Below are 24111 nucleotides of genomic sequence, written 5' to 3'. Positions count from 1 at the left end.
GTGCTGCTCCCCGGACCGGCTCACGTGCCTGCCTGCGGCTTCGCCGCTGGGCCCTGTCGTCCTAGCCGGCGTACGTCTCGAACTCGGCGATCTTCGGCGTGCCGCTGGAGCCGGTGATCTCGAAGGTGATCTTGCGCAGTGAGGTGGTGGGGATCGTGACGGCTCCGGCACCGCTGCCGGTCTTCAGAACCGCTCCGTTGTCGGCGTCGAGGACCCGCCAGGAGCCGATGGCGCCCTGGGCGCCCGCCGCCTCCCGGATGTTGAGCGCGGAGACGCTGGTGGCGGAGGGCCACTTGATGGAGACGGAGCCGGTCGAGCCGGACGGCGACCAGTAGGTGTTCAGGTCACCGTCGCGTACGTTGCCGTAGCTCGTTCCGCTCGCCTTGCTGGAGCCGTCGGCGCCGGCGCCGAGGCTGAGGTTGGTCCCGCCGGGGGTGGTCGGGTCGGTCGGGTCGGTCGGGTCCGGGGTGGGGTCGGTCGGGTCGGGGTCCGGGGTGGTCGTGGAGCAGTTGCCGTCCGAGACCTTGAGGCCCTTGCCCGCGCCCGCCGTCCGGGTCACGATGTCGGGCACGCAGGACGCCTTGTCGAGGCTGTAGGCGTAGGGAATGCTGACGGTGGTGTTGGACTGGGGGTCGGGGCCCGCCGGGTGGTTGTCGCTGCCGGGGGCGGACCAGGTCACGTTGTCGAAGGTGTTCCCGCTGACCTGCCAGTACCCGGTCGTGTCGGTGTAGAAGGTGCCCAGGACGTCCTTGGAGTCCTTGAAGTAGTTGTTGTCCACCTTGGCGTGGGCGCCGGCCCGGGAGTTGATCCCGGACTTGTTCAGCTTCACGTAGTAGTTGTTGTAGATGTGGGCGATGCCGCCGCGCAGCAGGGGTGTGCGGGAGTCGACGTTCTCGTACAGGTTGTGGTGGAACGTGACGAAGCCGTTGTTCAGCTGGGTTTCGCTGGAGCCGATGAGGCCGCCCCGGCCGGAGTTGCGCAGGGTGCTGTAGGACAGGGTCACGTACTGGGTGTTGTCCTTCATGTCGAAGAGGCCGTCGAACCCGTCCGACTCGCCGCCGGATGCCTCCAGGGTGGCGTGGTCGACCCAGACGTTGCGGACGTCGCTCTCCATGCCGATGGCGTCGCCGCCGTTGGAGGTGGGCGAGCCGGACTTCTTGACGTTCTTGACGGTCACGTTCTGAATGATGATGTTGCTGGACTGGCGTATGTGGATGCCCAGTTGGTCGAAGACGGCCCCGCTGCCGACGCCGACGAGCGTGACGTTGCTGATCTGCTTGAGCTCGATGACACCGGCCGCCGTGTTGCAGCTGCCGCCGGACACCTTGGCGGTGTTGGCGTGGTTGATGGTCCCCTCGACCTCGATGGTGATGGGGGTGCTGCTGCTGGGCCGGCCGCACAGGGCCTGGTGGATCTGGGTGCCGGTGGTGGCGCGTACGGTCTGACCGCCGGCGCCGCCCGTGGTCCCGCCGTTCTGGCTCGCGTAGCCGGTGGCGCCGCCGGTCGCCGCCGACGCTTCGGGCATGGTCAGGACCGCCCCGGTCGCGGCCGCCAGGGCCATCGTGGACAGCGCCGCGGAGAGTCGCAGCGCGACTGGTCGCCTCATGTTCGTCCTCATTCGTCGTCGGATCACGGGTGCTGATGCTTGTGCGCGGCCCGTCCCGGGTGCTGGTGGCGCGTGCCGCGGGTGGTGCGGGCAGTCCGCGGGGGTGCCGCGGTGTGACGCCTGCCGTAACGAGACTTGACGGAGGGAAAGCGCTTTCTGATGGGCGAGAATAGGGTCGCCGAGCCTCCACTGACAAGGATGTGAACGCCATAGAATGCGCTCTCTTTGCCTGGACACGACAAACCCGTGCGCGTTCGGGGCGTAACCGGGTCGTAACGACCGCGAGGTCTTCCGGCCGATGAACCGGCCCGCGGAAGACCTCGACCGCCCCCGAAACCTGCGGCGGGGGCGGGGGCGGGTCCGGTGCGGGCGGGCGACGGCGTGCAGCGGCGTGGACCTGCCGCTGCCGGGTGGACGTACGGATCAGAGCAGCGCGGCCAGCACGCCGGCGGTCACGAGAGCCAGGACGCAGCCCAGCCCGGCCGTCAGCCCCCTGGCCCGCCGCACCAGGAAGGACGGAGTGCGGGCGGTCGCGGCCTCGGGGGCGTCCTCGACGTAGTACACGGTCACGAAGCCACCTCCCGCCACGTCGAGTTGGCGCCGGCGCTCTTCGAACGCGACGGTCCGGCCGTCGGCCGTACGGAACTCCAGGGTCGGGTGCGAGAGGCTGATCGGGACACCCTCGGCGTCCACCGCGTCCTCGGTGCGCACCGCCGTGCACCGGGCCTCCGCGGTGCGGCCGGCCCAGGCGGCCCGCAGCCTCGGCCCCTCCAGCTGCCGGTCCAGGGTCCTCCCACACCGTGGAGAGAACGTACGAATTTCCTACGCGGGGGTAGTGAGCGCGCCGCTCTTGCTATACCTTCCGTCTAACAGCTTGCTAGACGCCGCGTCTAACAAGCGAGGGCGGCGCTCGGCGGCCGACGATCTCATCGGGCCGGTGCCGGGTGAGGGGGCCGGGCGGCGACGGGTCGATCTCTCGAGTCAAGGAGCCGCAGCATGGCAAGCAGCACCGTTCGGCCGGAGGACCAGGACCGGGCCGCCGAGCAGGACGTCGCCCGGCGCCTGCTCGATTCGTCCGCGAAGCTGTCGTACGACCCGGCCACCGAGGTGGACTGGGACACCCCCCTGGACACGGACCACCACGGGGCGAGCCCCGAATGGAGCACGCTCTACGGCACGCCGTACTGGGGTGAGTTGACGGAGGCTCAGCGCAAGGCGCTGACGCGCCAGGAGGCCGCTTCCGTCGCCAGCACCGGCATCTGGTTCGAGATGATCCTGCAGCAGATGGTGCTGCGCGACATGTACGCCAAGGACCCGACCGACCCGCGCTTCCAGTGGGCCCTGACCGAGGTCGCCGACGAGTGCCGGCACTCGATCATGTTCGCCCGGGGCGCCGCGAAGCTGGGCGCACCGGCCTACCGGCCGCGCCGGCCCGTGATCGAACTGGGCCGCGCCTTCAAGACACTCGCCTTCGGCGAGGCCGCGTACGCGGCGATCCTCGTGGCGGAGGAGGTGCTCGACGTGATGCAGCGCGACTGGATGCGCGACGGGCGCGTCGCGCCCTTCGTCCGCACGATCAACAACATCCATGTGGTGGAGGAGTCGCGCCACATGAAGTTCGCCCGCGACGAGACCCGCAAGCGGCTGCGCGGCGCGGGCCCGGTGCGCCGGCACCTCAACGCGCTCGTGGTCGCCATCGCCTCGTACTACATCGTCACCAGCATGGTGAACCGGGACGTGTACGCGAACGCGGGCCTGGACGCCGCGCGGGCGCGTGCCGAGGCGAAGGCCAACGAGCACCACAAGTCCCTGATGCGGTCGAGCTGTTCGGGGCTGATGGAGTTCCTGGCCTCGGCCCGCCTGCTGACGAAGCCGGCCCTGTTCTTCTACAAGCGCGCCGACCTGATCTGACCCGAGCCGAGAGCCCGAGCCGACCATGACCTACGCCATCACCCAGACCTGCTGCAGCGACGCCACCTGTGTCGCCGTGTGCCCCGTCAACTGCATCCACCCCACGCCGGAGGAACCGGCCTTCGGCAGCACGGAGATGCTCTACGTCGATCCGCAGACCTGCATCGACTGCGGTGCCTGCGCCGACGCCTGCCCGGTCGACGCGATCTTCCCGGTGGACAGCCTCTTCGGGGCGCGCGAGGAGTACGTCGCCATCAACGCGGCCTACTACGCGGACCGGGAGCAGGAGCCGGCCTCCGGACCCAACTTCCATGCCTGGGGCGCCCCTTCGTTCGCGCGCAGCCTGCCCTCGGACTTCGCGCCGATCCGGGTGGCGGTCGTCGGCACCGGCCCAGCCGGGATGTACGCCGCCGAGGACCTGCTGCTGCACACCAACGCCGAGGTCACCCTGGTGGACCGGCTGCCGGTGGCGGGCGGACTCGTCCGGTACGGCGTGGCACCGGACCATCCGGGGACGAAGGGGGTGGGCGAGACCTTCGCGCGCTTCCACTCCCACCCCCGGGTGCGCATGCACCTCGGGGTCGAGGTGGGCAAGGACATCACCGCCGAGGAGCTGGCCGCGCACCATGACGCGGTGATCTACGCGGTCGGGGCCGGGGCGGACCGCCGGCTCGGCATCCCGGGCGAGGACCTGCCGTCCAGCATCGCGGCGACCTCGTTCGTCTCCTGGTACAACGCCCACCCCGAGGTGGCTCCGGAGGCCGTGGACCTGTCGCGGGCCGAGCGGGTGGTCGTCGCCGGGAACGGCAACGTGGCGCTCGACGTGGCGCGCCTGCTCGTCTCGGACGCGTCGTCGCTGGCGGGCACCGACATCGCCGACCACGCACTCGCGGCCCTGCGCGGCTCGGCGGTGCGCGAGGTCGTGCTGCTGGGGCGGCGCGGCCCCGAGGACGCCGCCTGCACGTCGTCCGAGCTGCTGGCGCTCCGGCACCTGCCGGGCGTGGAGCTGGTGGTGGACGACCACGATCCGCGCATCGGCCCCGCGATCGAGGACGCGGGGTCCGGCGGCGCGGCCGCCGTGCTGCGGGGGGTACGCCGGGAGCGGGTGGACTGGTCGCGCCCGCCGGCGGACGGGCGGCGCATCGTGCTCCGCTTCCACTCCGCGCCCGTGGAGCTCGTCGGCCGGGACGACGTGGAGGGCGTCCGGGTCACGGCCGAGGGGGGCGCGTCGGAGATCCCGGCGCAGCTGTTCCTGCGGGCGATCGGCTACCGCGGTCTGGCGCTCCCGGGCCTGCCCTTCGACGAGGCGAGCGGCACGGTGCCGCACGAGGGGGGCCGGGTGACGGGCCTGCCCGGGACGTACGTCGTCGGCTGGATCAAGCGCGGCCCTTCGGGGGGTATCGGCGCCAACCGCACCTGCGCGGCCGAGACCGTCGGCACGCTGCTCGCGGACGCGGTCGCCGGTGCGCTCCCCTCCCCCGCCCACCCGGCCAAGGCGTTCGGCCGCCTGGTCCGGGGCCGCAGCCGCCAGGTGGTCGACGCCCGGGGTCTGGCCGCCATCGACCGTGCCGAGCGGGCGCGCGGGCGGGTCGGCGGGCGCCCGAGGGTCAAGTTCTCCACGGTCCCGGAGCTGGTCGCGGCGGCGAAGGGGCGCCGCAGGGCCGCGAGCTGAAGCCGCGCCGGTCACGCCCGTCGCGTGGCCGGCCGGTCAGAACTGGTCCGGCTCCGGCACCTGGGCCCTGGACCGCTTGCCGACCACGGCGGCGGCCGCGACCGCGCTGCCGGCGAAGGCGAGCGCGACCATCCAGGGCTGGTTGAACGCGTGCCCGGTGGCGTGGTCGACGGAGTAGCGTCCCGGGCCGGTCAGGCCGATCGCGGCGGCGGTGAAGCCGAGGAACGCCGGGTATTCGTAACCGCCGCCCTGCGCGAAGAAGCCCGCGGGGGCGTGGACGGCCACCGCTCCGGCCATGGCGCCGGCCGCGGCCGCCCCGGCCGCCGGTGTGGCCAGGCCCACGGCGAGCAGCGCGCCGCCGCCCGCCTCACCGAGCCCGGCGGCGATGGCGCTGTACTTGGGCGGATGGAAGCCCATGGCCTCCATGGCGGCGGTGGTGCCCTCGACTCCCCCACCGCCGAACCAGCCGGCGAGCTTCTGGGTGCCGTGCGCGGCGAGTACCGCTCCGGTGCCGACGCGCAGGATGAGCAGACCGAGGTCGTGACGGTTGACGCAGCCCATGGGGTCTCCGGTGGTTTTCGGGGCCGCGTCCGGACGACGCGGGTCCCTGGATGCCGTACGTCACCACTCTCCGTGCCCGCGCCGCGCGCGGACCGTGTTGTTACGCCGTCCGGGCGGCCCGCTCCGGAGAGTGAGCCGTGACACAGTGCGACGAACGCCATTGTGCAACTTGTTGCACAATGGCGTTCCGGTGGTCTAGAACTGGGGCGACGCCACAGCGAGGAGCCGCCCCATGAGCCCGTATCCGCATCTGCTGAGCCCGCTCGACCTCGGGTTCACCACCCTGCCGAACAGGGTCCTGATGGGATCGATGCACGTCGGCCTGGAGGAGGTCGACAACGGCTTCGAGCGCATGGCGGCCTTCTACGCCGAGCGCGCCAGGGGCGGGGTGGGCCTCATGGTCACCGGCGGCATCGCGCCCAACGAGCGGGGCTGCTCGTTCCCCGGCGGGGCGAAGATGACCACGGAGGCGGAGGCCGCGGAGCACGCCCGGGTGACCTCGGCCGTGCACGCGGCGGGCGGGCGGATCGCCATGCAGATCCTGCACTTCGGCCGCTACGCCCACCACCCGGACCTGGTGGCGCCGAGCGCGATCCAGGCGCCGATCAGCGCGTTCACCCCGCACGCCCTGACCGACGACGAGGTCGAGGCGACGATCGAGGACTTCGTCACGGCGGCCGCGCTGGCGCGAAGCGCGGGGTACGACGGTGTCGAGATCATGGGCTCCGAGGGCTATCTGATCAACGAGTTCATCGCCTCGGCGACCAACCACCGCGAGGACCGCTGGGGCGGCTCGTACGAGAACCGTGTGCGCTTCCCCGTGGAGATCGTGCGCCGGGTCCGTGAGCGGGTCGGCAGCGACTTCATCCTCATCTACCGGCTCTCGATGCTGGACCTGGTGCCCGGCGGCTCGTCCCTGGACGAGGTGGTGCGGCTCGCCCGGGAGATCGAGGCGGCCGGCGCCACCATCATCAACACGGGCATCGGCTGGCACGAGGCCCGCATCCCGACGATCGCCACCTCGGTCCCCCGGGGCGCCTTCACCTGGGTCACCGAGAAGGTGCGCGGCTCCGTCTCCGTACCGCTGGTGACGAGCAACCGCATCAACACCCCGGAGGTCGCCGAGCAGGTCCTCGCCGCCGGCCGCGCGGACATGGTGTCGATGGCCCGGCCGTTCCTCGCCGACCCGGACTTCGTGGCGAAGGCGGGCGCGGGCCGCGCGGACGCGATCAACACCTGCATCGGCTGCAACCAGGCGTGCCTGGACCACGTATTCAGCGGCCAGGTGACCTCCTGCCTGGTCAATCCGCGCGCCTGCCACGAGACGGAACTCGTCCTGTCTCCGACCCGCACCCGCAAGCGCGTCGCCGTCGTCGGTGCCGGGCCCGCCGGGCTCGCCTGCGCCGTCACGGCCGCCGAGCGCGGTCACGCGGTGACGCTCTTCGACGCGGCCGACGAGATCGGCGGGCAGCTGAACGTGGCCCGCCGGGTGCCCGGCAAGGAGGAGTTCGACGAGACGCTGCGCTACTTCCGCACCCGGCTCGCCGAGGAGGGCGTCGACGTGCGGCTCGGCGCCCCGGTCGGCGCCGGGGACCTCGGCGGGTACGACGAGATCGTCCTCGCCACCGGGGCCGCCCCCCGGACCCCGGCGATCCCCGGGATCGACCACCCCGGCGTCGTCAGCTACCTCGACGTCCTGCGGCACGGGGCACCGGTCGGCGACCGAGTGGCGCTCGTCGGGGCGGGCGGGATCGGCTTCGACGTGGCGGAGTTCCTGACGGACGGCGGTCAGGCGGCGAGTCTGGACCCGGAGGTGTTCTTCCGGCAGTGGGGCGTCGACACCGAGTACCGAGAGCGCGGCGGCCTCGCGGCCCCTGAGCGCCCCAAGACCACCCGTACCGTCCACCTGCTCCAGCGCAAGGAGAGCAAGGTCGGCGCGGGCCTCGGCAGAACGACCGGCTGGATCCACCGCACCGAACTGCGGCACCGCGGGGTCACCATGACCGCGGGCGTCACGTACGACCGGATCGACGACGAGGGCCTGCACATCACGGTCGGCGGCGAGCAGCACCTGCTGCCGGTCGACACGATCGTGCTGTGCGCGGGCCAGGAGCCGCGCCGTGACCTGTACGAGGAACTGCTCGCCGAGGGCCGTACCGCGCATCTGATCGGCGGCGCCGATGTCGCGGCCGAGCTGGACGCCAAGCGCGCGATCCGGCAGGGCACGGAGCTCGCCGGCTCGCTCTGACCCGGGCGGCCGGGCGGCCGTCGGGCCGCCCGGCCGTCCCTAGGATGCACCCCATGTCACTGCCGCACGCGATCCTCACCGCCCTGCTCGAAAAGCCCTCCTCCGGTCTTGAGCTGACCCGCAGGTTCGACCGGTCCATCGGCTACTTCTGGTCGGCCACGCACCAGCAGATCTACCGCGAGCTGGGCAAGCTGGAGCAGGCCGGGCAGATCAGGGCGCTGACCCCGGCGCAGCCCGCCCGGGGGCAGAAGAAGGAGTACGAGGTGCTGCGGGCCGGCCGGGAGGCGCTGTCCGCCTGGGTGGCCCGGCAGGAGGACCCCAAGCAGGTGCGCGATCCGCTGCTGCTGCGGATGCGGGCGGCGGCGGTCGTCGGGGCGCCGGGTCTCGACGCGGAGCTGCGCCGCCACCTGGCGCTGCACCGGCGGCAGCTCGCGGAGTACCTGGAGATCGAGACCCGGGACTTCCCGCCGGGCCGGGACGCGCCCGAGGACCGGCTGCGCCATCTGGTGCTGCGCGGCGGCATCGACCTGGAGAACTTCTGGATCGGGTGGCTGACCCGGGCGCTCGCGGACTACCCCGCCCCGGCGCCCGACGCCTCGTAGCCGGAGACTCCCAACGCTCAGGAGCGTCCGGCCCTGATCCTGCGCGGCTGCTGAGGGCGGGCAGCCCTCGGGCTCCTGATGACCACCCGCGACGGGGCACCGGCCGGGGCCGCGGCGGGCACGGGCTGCGCCTGGGCGCGGCTGAGCAGGACCACGCCCCGGACGGCGGCCGCCGCGCCGAGCAGCGCCGGGACGAGTCCGGCCGGGCCGCCCTGGAGCCGCTCCCCCAGCAGGGCCAGGCCGATGGCCGCGGCGGCGACCGGGTTGGCGAGGGTGACGACGGCGAGCGGGGCGCCGAGACCGCCCCGGTAGGCGGTCTGCGAGAGCAGCAGCCCGCCCATCGCGAAGGCCGACACCAGCACGGCGACGACCACCAGGCGCGGGCTGAGCAGCGGACCCGTGTGGTCGGTCACGGCGACGGTCAGGGTCTGGGTGAGCGCGGAGGCGACGCCGGAGGTGATGCCGGAGGCCGCCGCGTGCCGCAGGCCGGGGCGGGCACCCGGGCGGCTGAGGCCGGCGACGAGGGCCATGGTTCCGGCACCGACGGCCAGCGCCTCGGCCAGGGTCAGCGTCTCGTGGGGTGCGGCCCCGCCCGCCGCCAGCAGCAGGGCCCCGAGACCGAGCAGCGTGAGCAGGGTGCCGCGCCACTCGGTGCGGGTGACCCGGCGGCCCGCGGCCCGGGCGCCCAGCGGGACGGCCGCCACCAGGGTGAGCGCGCCGAGCGGCTGGACCAGCGTGAGCGGCCCGTACTTCAGCGCGGCCACGTGCAGCAGGGCGCCGCCCGCGTTCAGGCCGACGGCACACCACCAGGCGCCGCGCCCGAGCAGCCGGAGGGTCCCGGTGCCCGGGGCGGCGCGGCCGGCCAGCCGCGCCTGGGCCACCGCGGCGGTCGCGTAGGCGGCGGCGGAGACGAGGGACAGCGCGACGGCGGCCAGGGTGGCGTTCACCGGCGCGCCCCGGAGGAGGCGTAGGACGTGACGTGTTCCCGCTGCGGGACGACGGACGGCCACGGGAGCGGCGGGCGGACCGGCTCGGCGCGCGGCAGCCGCAGCGCGGCGAGAGCCACCGAGAGCAGGGCGGCCACCACGATCGAGTCGAGCCAGTAGTGGTTGGCGGTGCCGACGATGACGAGCAGCGTGATCGCCGGGTGCAGCAGCCACAGCCACCGCCACCGGGACCGGGTGGCGACGGCGAGGCCGACGCCGACCATGACCGCCCAGCCGAAGTGCAGCGAGGGCATCGCGGCGAACTGGTTCGCCATGGAGTCGGTGGCGGGCGCGGCCCCGTACACCGTGGGGCCGTAGACCTGGCCGGTGTCGACGAGGCCGGTCGCGGCGAGGAGGCGCGGCGGGGCGAGCCGGAAGAGCAGGTGCAGCGCGAGGGCGGCGCCGGTGAGCACGGCGAGGATGCGGCGCGCCCAGACGTAGTGCCGGGGGCGGCGCCAGTACAGCCAGACGAGGAAGAGCAGCGTGGCCGGGAAGTGCACGGTCGCGTAGTAGGTGTTCGCCAGGTGGATCAGCGTCTCGTCGTGCAGGAGCAGGCGCTGTACGACGCCCTCGCCGGGCAGGTGCACGGCGCGTTCGAAGTCCCAGACGCGGCCGGCGTTGTGGAACGCCTCGTCCACGTGACCGTTCGCGGCCTGGCGGCCGAGCTTGTAGATCACGAAGAGTCCTACGACCAGAAGAAGCTCGCGGACTAGGGGCGGTCGGGCAGAGGTGTCCGGCTCCCGATCGGCGGGCCTGTTACCGGCGTACTTCACCCGGTGCCCCTTTGCTGACGAAGCGGTGTGTCGTTGGCGGGTCTCCGCCCTTATCGATACGCCAGTGTACCGATACGGAGGCGTATCGGAACACTCGCGTATCGGTACACTGGCGTATCGATGGACCTCGTCGCAGAGTCGCAGAGAGGGAAAGCGCATGTCGTCGCAGGAGACCGAGCACGAGCACGCCCCCGCGCAGCGCCGCTCGAAGATCACGCCGGAGCGGGCCCAGGAGCTCTACACGGCCGTGCTCGACATGCTGAGGGAGAGCGGCTACGAGTCGCTGACCATGGAAGGGGTCGCCGCCCGGTCCCGCTGCGGCAAGTCCACGCTCTACCGCCAGTGGGGGTCGAAGCCCGAACTGGTCGTGGCCGCCCTGCACGGCACCCGGCGCGGCACCCTGCGGAAGATCGACACCGGCTCACTGGCGGGCGACCTGCTGGAGGCGGCGCGGGCCATCGGTGAGGGGTCGGGGCGGGACACGCCCCTGATGCTGGCCCTGAGCCACGCCGCCCTGCACAACCCGGACCTGCTGTGCGCGCTGCGCGAGTCGCTGATCCTGCCGGAGCAGGCGGCGATCGACGCGCTCGTCCGGCGCGGGGTGGAGCGCGGCGAGGTGGCCGCGGACAACCCGGCGACGAAGTTCGTCTCCGCGCAGCTGCTGGGCGTGATGCGGGCCCGCCCGATGCTGCAGGGGGCGCACGCGGACGAGACCTTCCTCGTCCGCTTCGTGGAGGGCGCCGTCCTCCCCGCACTCGGCCTGAACGCTTGGGCGTCCGGGTCCTGACAGACGCGGGCCGTCGTTCCAGCGGATGACGGCGGCCCGCCCGCGCCGCACCGTGGGGACGGGGGCGGCGCGCAACCCGGCCGGCCGGTGGCTTCTCCCGAAGTCACCGGCCGTTCGCGTACCCGGACCAGCTTTTCTCGTCCGCTTGACGATAACCAGGGGCCGCCCTTATCGTCGCCATGACGAGAAAAGATCGAGGGGGTCACCATGGCCGACATCACCCGCCGCTTCGGCTGGCGCCATCTGCGTTCCGCGCCCACCGCGCACATCCGCCACCACAAGCGGGGCCGGCTCGCCCACGACGGAGCGGGGCTGAGCTTCTGGTACCGGTCGCTGAGCGCCGCGCTCTGCGAGGTGCCGGTCAACGACCGGGAACTGGCCATGGCGTTCCACGCGCGCACCTCCGACTTCCAGGACGTCACGGTGCAGGCCACCGTGACCTACCGCATCAGCGACCCGGCCGAGGCCGCCGCCCGCCTCGACTTCTCCGTCGACCCGGACACCGGTGCCTGGCGCGGCGCACCCCTGGAGCAGATCGCGACCCTCCTCACCGAGACCGCCCAGCAGCACACCCTGGACGTCCTCGCCCGCACCCCGCTGGCCGGGGCGCTGGTGGACGGCGTCGCCGCCGTCCGCGAGCGGGTGGCGGCCGGTCTGGCCGCCGAGCCCAGGCTGCCCGCCACCGGCATCGACGTGGTGGCCGTGCGCGTCGTCGCCATCCGCCCCGAGGCCGAGGTGGAACGCGCCCTGCGCACTCCGGCCCGCGAGCAGATCCAGCAGGAGGCCGACCGCGCGACGTACGAGCGGCGGGCCGTGGCCGTCGAGCGCGAGCGGACCATCGCCGAGAACGAGCTCGCCAGCCGGATCGAGCTCGCGCGCCGCGAGGAACAGCTCGTCGAGCAGCGCGGCACCAACGCCCGGCGCGAGGCGGAGGAGGGCGCGGCGGCCGACGGCGTGCGCGCCGAGGCGGAGGCCGCCCGCACGGTCCGGCTGGCCGGCGCCGAGGCGGAGGCGGCCCGCGAGGTGGGTGCGGCGCGCGCCGAGGCGCAGGCGGCCTGGCTGCGTGCGCACGGCGAGGTGGAAGCCGCGACCCTGCACGCCCTGGCGGCCACCCGGCTCGCCGAGAACCTGCCGCACATCGACAGCCTCACCCTCTCGCCCGACGTCCTCACCGGCCTGCTCGGCAAGCTCGGCCGGCCGGCTCCCGGGGCGCGGGCGTGAGCCTGGCGCCGCGTGCGGTCCTGGTCCACCGCACCACCGAGTACGAGGAACTGCTCGCCCGGCACGGCACGCACGGCCAGGCGGCCTTCGTCCTGGCCGGCCGGGGCCGGTCCATCGAGGAGGTGGCCCGCAGGCACGAGCGGACCCGGCAGGCGCTGGCCGACGTGGCGGCGGCCGTTCCGCTCCAGTGGCGCCACTGCCGGGTGGAGCGGGCGGATCTGGACCGGTTCCTGTTCGCGCCCGAGGACGTGGTGGTGGTCGTCGGGCAGGACGGTCTGGTCGCCAACGCCGCCAAGTACCTCTCCGGCCAGCCGGTCATCGGCATCGACACCGATCCGGGCCGCAACCCCGGGGTCCTGGTGCGCCACCGGCCGGCCGACGCGGCGGCGCTCATGCGGGCGTCCGTGGTGCCCGGCGGGCGGGCGGAGGAGCTGACGATGGTCGAGGCGGTGGCCGACGACACGCAGCGGCTGCTCGCCCTCAACGAGATCTACCTCGGCCCGCCCGGCCACCAGACGGCCCGCTACCGGCTCGGTCCCGACCCGGCGGACTCCCCAGCCGAACCGCAGGCATCCAGCGGCGTCCTGGTCGGAACCGGCACCGGGGCCACCGGCTGGCTGCGCTCCCTGTGGCAGGAGCGCCGCAGCCCCCTCCCCCTGCCCGGGCCCGCCGATCCCCGACTGCTCTGGTTCGTCCGGGAGGCGTGGCCCTCACCGGCGACCGGCACCTCTTTCGTCTCGGGCGAGCTGGGCCGGGGGCAGGGACTGCGGCTGACCGTGGAGTCCGACCGGGTGGTGGTCTTCGGCGACGGCATGGAGGCGGACGCGCTGGAGCTGACCTGGGGGCAGAGCGTACGGCTCGGCGTGTCGGACACCGCGCTGCGGCTGGCGGTATAAGGCGCGGTGCCCGGCGCGGCGGCCGCGTAGGCTCGACGCCCGGACCGGACCGGCCCCGTCAGGAGATCCGCATGGAGACCAAAAGCCCGACCGTCCCCTCCCGCAACTCCCGTCCGCCGCAGGCGCAGGCGGCGCTGGGGGTCGGTGTGATCGTGCAGGACGCGCGGGGCCGGGTGCTGCTCGGCCGGCACCACAGCGGCACCTGGGAGCTGCCCGGGGGCAAGGTCGATCCGCTGCCCGAGTCGGTCGCGGCGGCGGCCGTGCGCGAACTGCGGGAGGAGACCGGGCTGACGGTCACCGAGGACGAGGTGAGCGTCTTCGCGATGCTGCACGACGCCGTCGCCGGCATCAACCGCGTGACGATGGCCGCCCTCGTGCGCGTCGGCTCCGGCACCGCGCGGGTGACCGAGCCGCACCTGATCAGCACCTGGGAGTGGACCCCGCTCGACGCGCTGCCCGCGCCGCTGTTCGATCCCTCGGCGCAGATCCTCGCGACCTGGCGCCCGGACCTCGGCATCCCCCATCCGCCCGTGCACCGCCTCGCACTCGCGGCCGAGGGCCCCCAGGTGAAGCCCTAAGCGCATTAATCGTTTGCCTAGGCCCCATAGGCAGAGTTAGCTTCGTGGGTATGAAGGTCGTGACCGAGCAGGACATCCGCTCATCGTTCGTGAATTGCTCCAAGGGGGAGGCCAAGCGTCTGCCGCTGCCCCGCGATTTCGAGGAGCTGCCGTGGGACGATCTCGACTTCCTGGGCTGGCGCGACCTGTCCGCGCCGGGGCGCAGCTACATCGTCACCGAGCACGAGGGCGAGCTGGCCGGGATCTCGCTGCGCTTCCCCTCCCAGCAGCGCGGGTTCCTCCACCGGAGCATGTGCTCGCTCTGCCTGACCACGCACCCGGGCAGCGGGGTCTCGCTGATGACCGCACGCAAGACGGGACCCGCCGGGCGGGAGGGCAATTCGGTCGGCCTGTACATGTGCACCGACCTGGCGTGCTCGCTGTACGTGCGCGGCAAGAAGGCCGTGGCCTCCGGTGCCCGCTTCAAGGAGTCGCTGACCACCGAGGAGCAGATCGCCCGCACGGTCGCCAACCTCTCCGCGTTCGTGACGAAGCTCTTCAGCTGAGCGGGGCCCGGGTGCGGCCGTGCGCGCCCCGGTGGTCCGGGCGGACCTCCGGGGCGCGCACCCTTCGCTACCGGGCGGCGAGGGCCGCGTAGTCCGGTGCCGCGTTCTGCTGTCCGGCGACGCCGCCGAGAACGGTGCCCTGGTTCACCAGCCGCACCGCGTCGGGGCCGACGCCGCTCTGCTCGGCGGTGACCGCCAGCGCGACGGTGTTCTCGCCGTGCGGCTTCAGGAAGCCGGACGGGATGACGAACTCCTGTTGCGGGCCCACGTTGTTGACGTACTGACCGGTGTTCCAGCCGTTGACGAAGATCTGGACGCGGTACTTTCCGGTCCGGCCTCCGGCGTCCTCGATCCGCAGCGCGAGCGCGGTGTCGGCGCCCTTCGGCAGGTCGAGCCGGACCGTGCTGCGGTACCACCGCACGCCCGGCCGGTCGCTCTTGAGCGAGCCGGTGCGCGCCCACGACGCGTCCGGCGCGCCCGGAAGGTGCCAGCCCAAGCGCTCCCCGTACAGACCCCCGTTGTTGTAGAGCCCGCGCGCGGTGTCGGCCGGCTCGTCGCCGCCTTCGGCGCCCTGGATGCGCCACTCGGCCTTCCCGGCGCCGGCGATGTCGACGTCGGCCAGGCCGCGTCCGCCCTTGGACCGGCCGTCGGAGCTCCAGTCCTCGTACTGGCCCATGTTCCGTACCAGGATCGCCAGCACGGCGGGCCTGCCCGGCTCCGCCAGGCCCTCGGGGACGGCGTAGGTGCCGGTGCCGTCGCCCTGGGCGCCGAGGTAGTGGCCGTCGAGCCAGACCAGTGCGTGGCCGGCGGTGCCGGTCTTCACCGTGACCTTCACGGTGCTGCCGGCCTCGGTGGGCGTGTAGTGGCCCCGGTACCAGGTGTCGCCCTCGTGGAAGCCGTACTCGTCCGTGTCCAGCACGACTCCGGACGCCGCGCCGGGCCCGTGCCGGGTGTTGGCGGCGGTGGTGCGGTCCGCCTTCGTCCACGCCGAGTCGTCGAAGTCCGCCGTGCGTTCGGGGTCGGAGGCAGAGGTGCGCCAGGTGTCCAGGGCGGGCACCGACACCTTCGCCGGGCCCGGCAGGTGGGCGACGAGCGCCCCGGAGGCGTCCCGCTTCGCCCGCACGGCCTGCTTGTTCCAGGTCAGGGTCTTCACCCCGGCCGGTGCGAAGACCCTGAGCGGGCCGGCCTCGCGGGTGTCGCCGGTGAGGTCGAGCCGGGTCCCCGTCACGCGGGCGGTCCGGGCGAGTTCCGGGCCGATGACCAGCGCCCGGCCGCTGCCCGCGTCGAGCTGCCAGATGTCCGCGACGCCGTCCCGGTCGCCGATCACGACGGTGAGGTCCCGGCCGCCGCCGCCCGTGATGCGCACGGTGCGGCTGCCGCCGTGCGTGTAGTCGAGCCGGAGGTCCTTGCGGACCGGGTCCCAGGTGGTCTCGACGGGTGTCCCGTCCACCGCGGTGACCTTCGGCCGCTTCGCGTAGCGCAGGACGGTCTCGCCGTCCGTGCCCTTGGCGCCGTCGAGGACGAGCAGATCGCGTCCGGCGGTCAGCTGGGTGAGGAGCTGGGAGGTGGAGTAGACGAGCCGGTGCGATCCGAAGGCGTAGTCCGCCACGAGGGTGGTGGCGTCCCGTCCGTCCACCGTGATCGCGGTGTCCGGCTTCTGCGGGACCCGCGCGTAGCCGCCGTCGCCGGTCAGGTCCAGGGGGAAGGTGACACGGCTGGTCGTGGTGTCGTTGGAGTCGGGGTGGCGCAGCGTGATGAGCCGCATGCCGTGGCCCGAGACGGACGTGTCGTCGGCCCGCTCGGTGGAGCGGCGCTGCTGGGCCCTGACCGGGCCGCCGCCCGTGACGGTGAGGTCGGGGGCGGTGTCGGGCTGGGCGGAGGCGATCGGCTTCACCGCGCTCTGCAGGTAGCCGAATTCCTTCTGGACGGCGAGCTTCGGCGTGATCGCGCGGTTCTCGGAGATCGCCGCCCCGTAGTCGTACGAGGTGAAGCCGGAGCCGGGGTCGCCGGTCCAGCCCCAGTTGGTGCCGCCGTACTCCATGTAGGTGTTGGAGAGGGTGGCCCCGTTGGCGAGGTTGTTCACGGCGAACTGGCGGGTGAACGCCTCGTCCGTGAACTTCGCGCACTCGTCGGTCTGGAAGTCGCGGCCCCACGCGGTGAACGCGCCGCCCTGGCCCTCGGCGATGAAGACCGGGGTGGAGGGCGAGTAGCCGCGTACCCGGGTCTCGTAGTCGCTCAGCTTGCCCCGGCCGCCGGCGCAGTCGAAGCCCAGCGGGTAGGTGTCGAAGGCGTACAGGCCGAGCTTGGAACCGCCGGGGCCGCCGGGCACGTTCCAGCCGTGCCCGTTGCCGTAGTCGTTGTGGAACAGCGGCACGGTGATGCCCTGTTGGACGACCGCGCTCTGCAGCTTCTCGATGTAGTCGACGTGCGCGGCGGAGTTGTCGATCTGTTCGTTCTCGACCTGGTAGGCGATGACGCTGCCGCCGCCGTCGGTGATCTGGTGCCGGCCGATGATGCCGTTGACGGCCTTCAGCCACTCCAGGTCGGCCGCCAGGTTCTGCGGATCGGCGGTGCGCTGCTCGCCCGCGTAGGTGCTCATGTACGGCGGCAGGCCGCCCATGCTCACCTCGGCGTTGATGTACGGGCCGGGGCGGGCGATGACGTACAGGCCCTCCTGCTCGGCCATGGTCAGGAGCCGGTCGATGTCGCGGACGCCGCTGAAGTCGTAGGAGCCCGGCTTCGAGGAGTGGTAGCCCCAGAAGAAGTACAGCGAGACGGCGTTGAAGCCCGACGCCTTGAGCTTCTGCAGGACGTCGCGCCACTGGTCGGGGCTGGGCAGCCGCCAGTAGTGGAACTCCCCGGACCAGACGACCAGCCGCTCCCCGTCGATCTTGAGGGACTTCTCGTCCCAGGTGACGGTGTGGGCGCGGTGGTCGTCGCCGGGGAAGCGGTGGGTGGTGGCTTCGGCGGCCGCCGCCGGCCCGGCCTGCGGCGCGGGGTGGGCGGAGACCGGGGACGGGGAGAACAGGGACAGCGCGAGTCCGGTGGCCAGGCCGCCGACGACCGCGCGCCGCCGTAACAGGCGCGACCGCGTGCGCGGCGGGTGGGGGTGGTGTGTCATGGACGCCCTTTCGCTGGTGTGCTCATGGTGCGGGTCCGTGGGCCGTGGAGCCGGTGGTGCTGCGCCGTGCGGGTCAGCGGATGTCGGCCACCACCTGGGAGGCGACGAGCCGGGTGCCGTCGGCGAGGCGGAAGTCCAGCGTGATCGGCCGCGTACCGGCCGCGGCGTCCGGTGCGGCGCTCACCGCGACCCGCTGGGCGTCGCCCCGGGTCCCGCGCACCTTCAGCGTGCCGTGGGACGGCTCCACGCGGACGCCCTCGGGTGCGGTGGCCGTCCAGTGGACGGTGTGGCCGGTGAAGTCCACGTCCTGGGCCTCCACGTCGAGCCGGATCGCGTCGCCGCCCCGCTCCAGCACCAGAGTCCCCGGGTCGCCGAAGCCGGCGGCCGGGCTCGCGTAGGTGTCGACGACGTCCTGCCGGATCTTCGCGTCGTCGTACGGTGTCTGGCCCTGCGGCCCGTTCCAGCGCCACCACGCCTGCATGTTGGGCAGGCAGACGCCGTTGAACCGGTTGCGGTGAACCAGCGCGCGGTACTCCCGGCGTGCGGCGTCGAGTTCGGCGCCGGCCGCCGGTGCCAGGCCGATCCGCATGTCGGCGAGGGCGATGTCGGCGTTGCGGGTCAGCCGGTCCAGGACCGTGCGGGGCGCGGCGCCCGTCACCTGCCCGGCCGCCTCCCGCAGCGCCGCACGGGCCTGCCCGTACGCGGTGCTGAGCGCTGCGGCGGCGTGCGTGTCCGGGTCCAGGCGCGTCAGGTCGTAGTAGCGGCGCATGGCGGGCACCGCCCGGTCCCCGAAGCGGGCGTGCAGGTACCCGTCGAGGAACGCCTCCGCGTCGAGGGAGCCGTCCCAGGCCAGCGCGGCGACCAGGCTCTGCACGTGCTCGTACGTGATCCAGTCGCCGGGCTCGCTGTACATGCCGATCCCGTCGAGCCCGAGCCCCGCCTCGAAGGCGACGTCGCCCGCGATGGTGGCCAGCGGGTGCACGGGCAGGCTGCGCCAGCGGTAGCGCCGGTAGTACTCGTACATGGCGAGCGGGCCGCTGTGCGTGGTCCGCCAGGCTCGCAGCGCGTCCGCGAAGGGGACGTTGGCCTTGACGGCCGGGTCGCCGATGTGGCCGTCGTAGTTCCGGGAGTAGGCGGCGAAGTCCACGATGACCTCGGGGTCGCTCGCGTGGTCCGCGTCGGGCGGGCGCACCGTGGAGGCGTACGCGATCCGTTCGACCCGGACGCCGGGCAGCTCCTGGCGCAGTACCCGGGCCAGTTCGTTGACCACCACCGACTCGGCGTTGGACGCGGTGCCGTACCGGTCGAGGACCGGCTTCTGGAAGGCGCCGACGTCCGGGGGCCAGCAGTCGAAGACCGTGATCTCCGGGCGCTCCCGGAGGAAGGCGACGACCTTGCCCACGTAGGCGTCGAGCGCTTCGGGGTTGTAGATGTCGAAGACCGGCCCGCCGGACTCGTAGAACTGCGGGTAGGCGGCCTTCGGCAGGAAGCTGTCGTAGCCGTGGCCGCCGGTCTCGATCCGCAGGCCCCGTTTCCCGGCCTCCCGGGCCAGTACGCCGCGCACTTTGTCGTACGCGGTGACGCCCAGGCCCAGGTAGTCGGTCGGGTGGACGAAGGTGTTGAGCCGGTTCTTGGCCATCCAGTCGAGCAGCGGCGGCAGGCTCGCGGCGGTGTGGCTGAACCCCTCCTCGGCGTACTGCCGCCGCAGCCCGGTGGCGGGCCGGTCGGTATGGCGTACGGCCGGCAGGGCGAGGTCGCGGGTGGCGGGTACGTGTTCGTGGTGGCCCTCGTACGCGGGGTAGGCGGGGGCGAAGAAGCGGACGCCGGCCCGTTCCAGGAGGGCGTACACCGCGTACAGCGGGGCCCGGTCGCCGTGGCCGGTCAGCAGGAGGCAGGTGTTGTCGCCGAGCAGGGTGAAGGAGTCCTCGGGGGCGCCGGCGAGTTCGCGTCCGGCGTCGGCGAGGCGGCCGGCGGTGATCCGGCCGCCGCCGGTCCCGGTGTGCAGGGCCACCAGGCCGGTGACGCCCTCGGGTGCGGCGGCCGGGGCGGGGACGGCGCGCAGCGGGAGGCGGACGCCGGTGATCGCGCGGAGGTAGTCGCGCAGTTCGGCGGCGGCGAACCCGGCGCTGCCGCCGCCCCACCACAGGACCGAGGCGCGGGCCCGCCCGCCGGAGGTCACCCGGAGCGGGCCGCCGGCCGCGGCGGCGGCCTCTGTGGCGGTGGTCCCGGCGAGGAGGGCGGCCCCGGCGAGCCCGGCCGCTCCGACGAGGAAGCCGCGCCGTCTCACCCCGTCCGGTGCGGTGGTGGGGTCGTTGTGCGGCGAGTCGTTCATGAGCGGTCCGCCTTTCCGGCTGCGGCGTAGAGGTCGCCGAGGTAGTAGTCCTTGGCCTTGCCCGGGTCGGGCAGCTTGCCCATCCGGTGGAAGTTGGCGGCCAGTTCGTCGAACCAGCCGTCGACCGTGCCGTCCCGGGTGAGCTTCGCCAGCTCGTCGGAGGGCAGGATCTTCACGTACTTCGTGGAGCCCTTGAGCTGCCCGGCCGGCAGCTTCAGGAAGTCGGCGGCGACGGTCTCCGACTCCTCGGGGTGGGCCGCGATCCAGTCGTCGGCCTCCTTGAGGACCCCGGTCACCTTCTTGACGAGTTCGGGGTCGCCGGAGGCGAGCTTCGGCTGGGTGACGAAGACATTCGGGAAGGTCAGCTTCGGGTAGTAGTCCTCGGTCCGGCTGATCTCCTTGAGGTCGGGGACCTTCTTCTTCATCGTGTCGATCAGCGGGTACCAGGTGGCGGCGGCGTCGACCTGGCCGGAGGAGAACGCCGTGACGACGGTCGAGGCGTCCATGGCGACCTTGGTGATGTCGTCCGGCTTCAGCCCGGCCTCGCTGAGGGCCAGGTTGAGGATCATGTCGCCGGAGGTGCCTTCGGCGACGGCGACCTTCTTGCCCTTGAGGTCGGCGGGCTTCTCGATGCCGGAGCCGGGCCGGGCGATGACCCGGTCGGCGAGGCCCAGCATGTTCACCGAGACGATGGACGCCTTGCCGGAGGCGGGCAGCCACAGGGCGCCGGGGCCGAGGTAGCCGAAGTCCAGGTTGCCGGTGCCCAGGGCCTGGACCTGGAGCGGCCCGTTGGTGAAGACCTTGAGCTCGGGGGTGACGCCCGCCTTCTTCCACAGCCCCTGTTTCCGGGCGACGGCCAGGGCGACGGAGCCGCTGTAGTCGGCGATGTAGCCGAAACTCACCTTCTTCGAGCCGTCGGCGGCGTCCGAGGAGTCGTCCCCGCAGCCGGCGGCGGTGGAGACGAGGGCCAGGGCGAGGAACAGGCCCGCCGCACGGCGGCGGGCGGCACGGATCGACTTCATGACGCGATTCCTTCGAGCGGGGCGGGCTGGTGGTGCACGGCGTGCCACACCTGGGCGCGCAGTGCGGCGAACTCGGGCGACAGGCGCTGCTCCTCGGTACGCGGGTAGGGCAGCGTGACCGGGATGACGGTGTGGATGCGGCCGGGGCGGGCCGCCATGACGACGACGCGGTTGGCGAGGAAGACCGCCTCGTCCACGTCGTGGGTGATGAACATGACGGTGCGCCGGTCGCGGCCCCAGGTGTCCAGGAGCGATTCCTGCATCCGGACCCGGGTGAGGGAGTCGAGTGCGCCGAAGGGTTCGTCCATCAGGAGGACCTTGGGGTCCACTGCGTAGGCGCGGGCGATGGCGCAGCGCTGTTTCATGCCGCCGGAGAGGGTCTTGGGCAGGGAGTCGGCGAAGTCGGTGAGGCCGACGAGTTCGATGACCTCGCGGGCCCTGCGGCGGCGCTCGTCCTTCTTGACCCCGGCGACCTTCAGCCCGTACTCGACGTTGGCGGCGACGGTCATCCAGGGGAAGAGCGCGTACTGCTGGAAGATGACGCCGCGTTCGGGGGCGGGGCCGCTGACGGGGACGCCGTCGACCACGACCTCGCCGTCGGTGGCGTCGAGGAGTCCGGCGGCGATGTTCATCAGGGTGCTCTTGCCGCAGCCGGACGGGCCGACGACGGTGACGAACTCGCCGTCCTCGATGTCCAGGCCGACATGGTCCAGAGCGAGGAATCCGCCGTTTTTGACGGCGAAGTCCTTCGTCACGTCGTGGAAGTTGATGGTGGGCATGGGCTACCGCCGTTCCTGCCAGTGGGTGAGCCGGCGCTCGGCGAGGAGCAGCAGCCGGTCCATGGCGAGTCCGATCGCGCCGATCGCGATGAGCTGGACGAAGATGGTCGGCAGGTCGTAGTAGAGCTGCGCCTGCTGCATCCGGAAGCCGAGGCCGCCCTGGGCGGCGATGAGTTCGGCGGCGACGACGGTGGCCCAGGAGGCGCCGAGCCCGATGCGCATGCCGACCAGGATGAACGGGGTGGAGGCGGGCACGACGACGCCGAGGAAGACCTGCGGGTCGCGGGCGCCGAGGACCCGTGCCGCGTTGACGAGGGTGACGTCGACGGCGACGACGCCCTGGAAGGTGGAGACGACGCAGGACAGGAACGAGGCCAGGAAGATCACGAAGATCTTGGGGGTCTCGTCGATGCCCATGAGGACGATGGCGAGCGGGATGATCGCGAGCGGTGGCACCATGCGGAAGAACTGCAGCCAGGGCTCGATCAGCCTGCGGACGACCGGGTACCAGCCCATGACGAATCCGACGGGTACCGCGAGGGCGACACCGAGGACGTAGCCGATGAGCACGCGCTTCAGGCTGGCGCCCGCGTCCTCGAACAGCGTGCCGTCGGCGATGAGTTCAGCCGCGCGGCGGCCCACGGCGACGGGTCCGGGGAAGCCGTCGACGCCGCTGTTCGCGAGGACGGTCCAGGCGAGCAGCCCGAGGGCTGCGGAGGCGAGGCCGAGGAGTACGGAGGTGAGCCGGCCCGTGCCGCGCTTCTTCGCACCCTTGCCCGGTGCGCGTTCGGAGGCCGATGGCCTGGTGGCCGGTGGTCCCGGTGGTTTCGTCCGGTGCGGTGCGCGGGTCTTGTCCTGCACGCTCATGCCACTTCCTCCGCGACCCCGTCGACGTCGGCCGCCCGGCCGCCGCCGATGTCGGCCATGTAGCTCATCCAGGTGTAGGCGGGGTCGCCGCGGCGCAGCAGTTCGCGGTAGAGCCGGACGGTGAGGTCGCGGCGGACCTCCGCGTAGGCGGGCGCCTCGTACACGTTGTGCAGTTCGTGCGGGTCGGTTTCCAGGTCGTACAGCTCGTGCACGCTCTCCGGGTTGTGGACCAGCTTGTGGCGCCGGTCGCGGATCATGCGCTGGGAGTACGGGAAGTGGTGGCCGTGGAATTCGGTGACGACCTCGTCGCGGGTGCCGCCCGCCTCCTCACCGTGCAGCAGGGGCAGCAGGCTGGTGCCGTCGCACAGTTCGGGCACGGGTGCGCCGGCCAGTTCGAGGATGGTCGGGTTGAGGTCGATGAGGGTGGCGAAGTCGTCGTTGACCTGGGCGGGAGCGCCGGGGACGCGGGCGATGCCGGGGATGTTGTAGATGTCCTCGTACATCGCCGGGCCCTTGTCGTTGAGCCGGTGGGCGCCGGTGAACTCGCCGTGGTCCGCGGTGAAGAAGACCGCGGTGTCGTCCCACAGGCCGTGGCCCTTCAGCGCCTCGATGATGCGTCCGGCCTGGTGGTCGATCATCGTGACGTAGCCCCAGTAAACGGCGATGAGCTTGCGCCAGGCGTCGGCGTCGAAGTCGTCGGAGGACCAGTAGGCGCTGTACTGGCGCTGCACCTCGGGCTTTCCCGCGAAGGTCTCCGCCATGGACGCGGGCAGGGGTACGTCGGCGGGGTCGTAGAGGTCGTAGTAGTGGTCGGGGATCAGGTAGGGCAGATGCGGGCCGTACCAGTGGCAGGAGAGCATGAACGGCTTGCCGGTCGCCTTCCAGTCGGCGGCGTAGCGGTCCAGCAGGCCGAGTGCGCGGTCGGTGAGGAATGCCTCGATGGTGGCTTCGGCGGGCTGCTGGAGCCGTCCGGCGATGAGGTGGCCGCGTCCGGTGCCGTTGGCGGCGGTCCCGAAGACGGGCTCGCGCACCGCGAAGGGCGGGAAGCCGTTGTCGTCGAGCCACTTCTCGTACGAGGGGTGGTGTACGGGGTTGAGCGCGCCGGGCAGGTGCTCGCCGTCCAGGCCGTAGAACTCGGGGCCGCGCTCGCGGCCGATGTGCCATTTGCCGACATGGCCGACCGCGTAACCCTGGTCCGTCAACTGGCGCCAGAGCATGGGGGTTTCGTCGGACAGCTCGTCCTTGCTGCCGCCGTTGCGCTCGGGGTTGTTGAGCATGCCGTGGCGGAACGGGTGGAGGCCGGTGGCCAGGGAGGCGCGGGCCGGGGTGCAGATGGCGGTCGGGGTGTAGAAGCGGTCAAAACGGGTCCCCTCGGCCGCCAGGGCGTCCAGGGCGGGGGTGTCGACGAGCGGGTTGCCGTAACAGCCCAGGGTGTCGGTCCGGTGCTGGTCGGTCATCAGGAACAGGACGTTGCGCGGAGCCACTCGGGCCGCCCTTTCGGTGGTCGCTCATGGTGATGGCGGGAGCCGGCCGGGGCGCGTTGCGGGGGTGCTCGACGCTTTCCGGCTCCGGCGATTGACGGGAACTGTAGGGAGGCCCACTTT

At 72.6% G+C, this 24111-nt stretch carries 20 protein-coding genes; 9 read left to right on the top strand and 11 right to left on the bottom strand.

All coding sequences use genetic code 11. The features are described 5' to 3' along the window. Window positions 1–61: 61 nt before the first annotated feature. Together E6R18_RS05225 and E6R18_RS05220 are read right to left on the bottom strand one after the other, a co-directional pair. Window positions 62–1606, bottom strand: a complete 1545-nt coding sequence (locus E6R18_RS05225; protein WP_136315648.1) for a pectate lyase — start codon at window positions 1604–1606, stop codon at window positions 62–64. Window positions 1607–2029: 423 nt separating this feature from the next. Continuing rightward, window positions 2030–2365, bottom strand: coding sequence for a DUF3592 domain-containing protein (locus tag E6R18_RS05220; RefSeq protein ID WP_346764969.1), 336 nt, complete (start codon window positions 2363–2365; stop codon window positions 2030–2032). Window positions 2366–2602: 237 nt separating this feature from the next. On the opposite strand from E6R18_RS05220, the gene E6R18_RS05215 reads away from it, so the two are divergent. Both E6R18_RS05215 and E6R18_RS05210 read left to right on the top strand, forming a co-directional pair. Beyond that, a complete protein-coding gene (locus E6R18_RS05215; protein ID WP_136315646.1) occupies window positions 2603–3517 on the top strand; it encodes a diiron oxygenase in 915 nt (304 codons plus the stop codon). 25 nt (window positions 3518–3542) lie between these two features. Next, window positions 3543–5189, top strand: coding sequence for an FAD-dependent oxidoreductase (locus E6R18_RS05210; protein WP_136315645.1), 1647 nt, complete (start codon window positions 3543–3545; stop codon window positions 5187–5189). Window positions 5190–5225: 36 nt separating this feature from the next. On the opposite strand, the gene E6R18_RS05205 is transcribed toward E6R18_RS05210, so the two are convergent. Beyond that, entirely contained in the window at window positions 5226–5750 is a 525-nt protein-coding gene (locus tag E6R18_RS05205; RefSeq protein ID WP_136315644.1) for a DoxX family protein, read from the bottom strand. A gap of 232 nt (window positions 5751–5982) precedes the next feature. On the opposite strand from E6R18_RS05205, the gene E6R18_RS05200 reads away from it, so the two are divergent. Next, the gene (locus E6R18_RS05200; protein WP_136315643.1) at window positions 5983–7998 is read left to right on the top strand and encodes an NADPH-dependent 2,4-dienoyl-CoA reductase; all 2016 of its coding nucleotides are present in this window, start codon (window positions 5983–5985) and stop codon (window positions 7996–7998) included. Window positions 7999–8051: 53 nt separating this feature from the next. Next, the gene (locus E6R18_RS05195) at window positions 8052–8600 is read left to right on the top strand and encodes a PadR family transcriptional regulator (protein ID WP_136315642.1); all 549 of its coding nucleotides are present in this window, start codon (window positions 8052–8054) and stop codon (window positions 8598–8600) included. A gap of 17 nt (window positions 8601–8617) precedes the next feature. Here the strand turns inward: E6R18_RS05195 and E6R18_RS05190 are convergent, their stop codons facing one another. Together E6R18_RS05190 and E6R18_RS05185 are read right to left on the bottom strand one after the other, a co-directional pair. After that, window positions 8618–9547, bottom strand: a complete 930-nt coding sequence (locus tag E6R18_RS05190) for a hypothetical protein (protein WP_136315641.1) — start codon at window positions 9545–9547, stop codon at window positions 8618–8620. Beyond that, window positions 9544–10359, bottom strand: coding sequence for a phosphatase PAP2 family protein (locus E6R18_RS05185; protein ID WP_136315640.1), 816 nt, complete (start codon window positions 10357–10359; stop codon window positions 9544–9546). Before E6R18_RS05185 ends, E6R18_RS05190 begins: the two co-directional genes overlap by 4 nt. Before the next feature lie 157 nt (window positions 10360–10516). On the opposite strand from E6R18_RS05185, the gene E6R18_RS05180 reads away from it, so the two are divergent. From E6R18_RS05180 to E6R18_RS05160, 5 genes are all read left to right on the top strand, one after another. Next, window positions 10517–11146: a TetR/AcrR family transcriptional regulator gene (locus E6R18_RS05180; protein WP_136315639.1), complete on the top strand. Its 630-nt coding sequence runs from the start codon at window positions 10517–10519 to the stop codon at window positions 11144–11146. A 207-nt stretch (window positions 11147–11353) separates the two neighbouring features. After that, window positions 11354–12367: an SPFH domain-containing protein gene (locus tag E6R18_RS05175; protein WP_136315638.1), complete on the top strand. Its 1014-nt coding sequence runs from the start codon at window positions 11354–11356 to the stop codon at window positions 12365–12367. After that, window positions 12364–13263: a hypothetical protein gene (locus E6R18_RS05170; protein WP_136315637.1), complete on the top strand. Its 900-nt coding sequence runs from the start codon at window positions 12364–12366 to the stop codon at window positions 13261–13263. The genes E6R18_RS05175 and E6R18_RS05170 overlap by 4 nt, the downstream gene beginning before the upstream one ends. Window positions 13264–13334: 71 nt before the next feature. Then, window positions 13335–13841 (top strand): NUDIX hydrolase, encoded by a 507-nt coding sequence (locus tag E6R18_RS05165; protein WP_136315636.1) that lies wholly within the window; start codon window positions 13335–13337, stop codon window positions 13839–13841. A gap of 50 nt (window positions 13842–13891) precedes the next feature. Continuing rightward, complete coding sequence (locus tag E6R18_RS05160) at window positions 13892–14386, top strand: FBP domain-containing protein (RefSeq protein ID WP_136315635.1); 495 nt, start codon at window positions 13892–13894, stop codon at window positions 14384–14386. Between the two features lie 67 nt (window positions 14387–14453). Here E6R18_RS05160 and E6R18_RS05150 read toward each other — a convergent pair whose 3' ends face one another. The 6 genes from E6R18_RS05150 to E6R18_RS05125 all read right to left on the bottom strand — a co-directional run bounded on the left by E6R18_RS05150 (window position 14454) and on the right by E6R18_RS05125 (window position 23991). Next, window positions 14454–17507, bottom strand: a complete 3054-nt coding sequence (locus E6R18_RS05150; protein ID WP_136315634.1) for a beta-galactosidase — start codon at window positions 17505–17507, stop codon at window positions 14454–14456. Window positions 17508–17580: 73 nt separating this feature from the next. Beyond that, the gene (locus tag E6R18_RS05145; RefSeq protein WP_136315633.1) at window positions 17581–19839 is read right to left on the bottom strand and encodes a DUF4838 domain-containing protein; all 2259 of its coding nucleotides are present in this window, start codon (window positions 19837–19839) and stop codon (window positions 17581–17583) included. Further along, window positions 19836–20861, bottom strand: a complete 1026-nt coding sequence (locus E6R18_RS05140; RefSeq protein ID WP_136315632.1) for an aliphatic sulfonate ABC transporter substrate-binding protein — start codon at window positions 20859–20861, stop codon at window positions 19836–19838. Before E6R18_RS05140 ends, E6R18_RS05145 begins: the two co-directional genes overlap by 4 nt. Next, complete coding sequence (locus E6R18_RS05135) at window positions 20858–21640, bottom strand: ABC transporter ATP-binding protein (RefSeq protein WP_136315631.1); 783 nt, start codon at window positions 21638–21640, stop codon at window positions 20858–20860. Before E6R18_RS05135 ends, E6R18_RS05140 begins: the two co-directional genes overlap by 4 nt. Window positions 21641–21643: 3 nt before the next feature. Then, complete coding sequence (locus E6R18_RS05130) at window positions 21644–22507, bottom strand: ABC transporter permease (protein WP_136315630.1); 864 nt, start codon at window positions 22505–22507, stop codon at window positions 21644–21646. Further along, the gene (locus E6R18_RS05125) at window positions 22504–23991 is read right to left on the bottom strand and encodes a sulfatase-like hydrolase/transferase (RefSeq protein WP_136315629.1); all 1488 of its coding nucleotides are present in this window, start codon (window positions 23989–23991) and stop codon (window positions 22504–22506) included. Before E6R18_RS05125 ends, E6R18_RS05130 begins: the two co-directional genes overlap by 4 nt. Between the last annotated feature and the right edge of the window lie 120 nt (window positions 23992–24111).

Source organism: Streptomyces sp. A1277 (assembly GCF_004795015.1).
Classification (GTDB): domain Bacteria; phylum Actinomycetota; class Actinomycetes; order Streptomycetales; family Streptomycetaceae; genus Streptomyces.
This window is presented reverse-complemented; position numbering and strand designations above follow the sequence as displayed.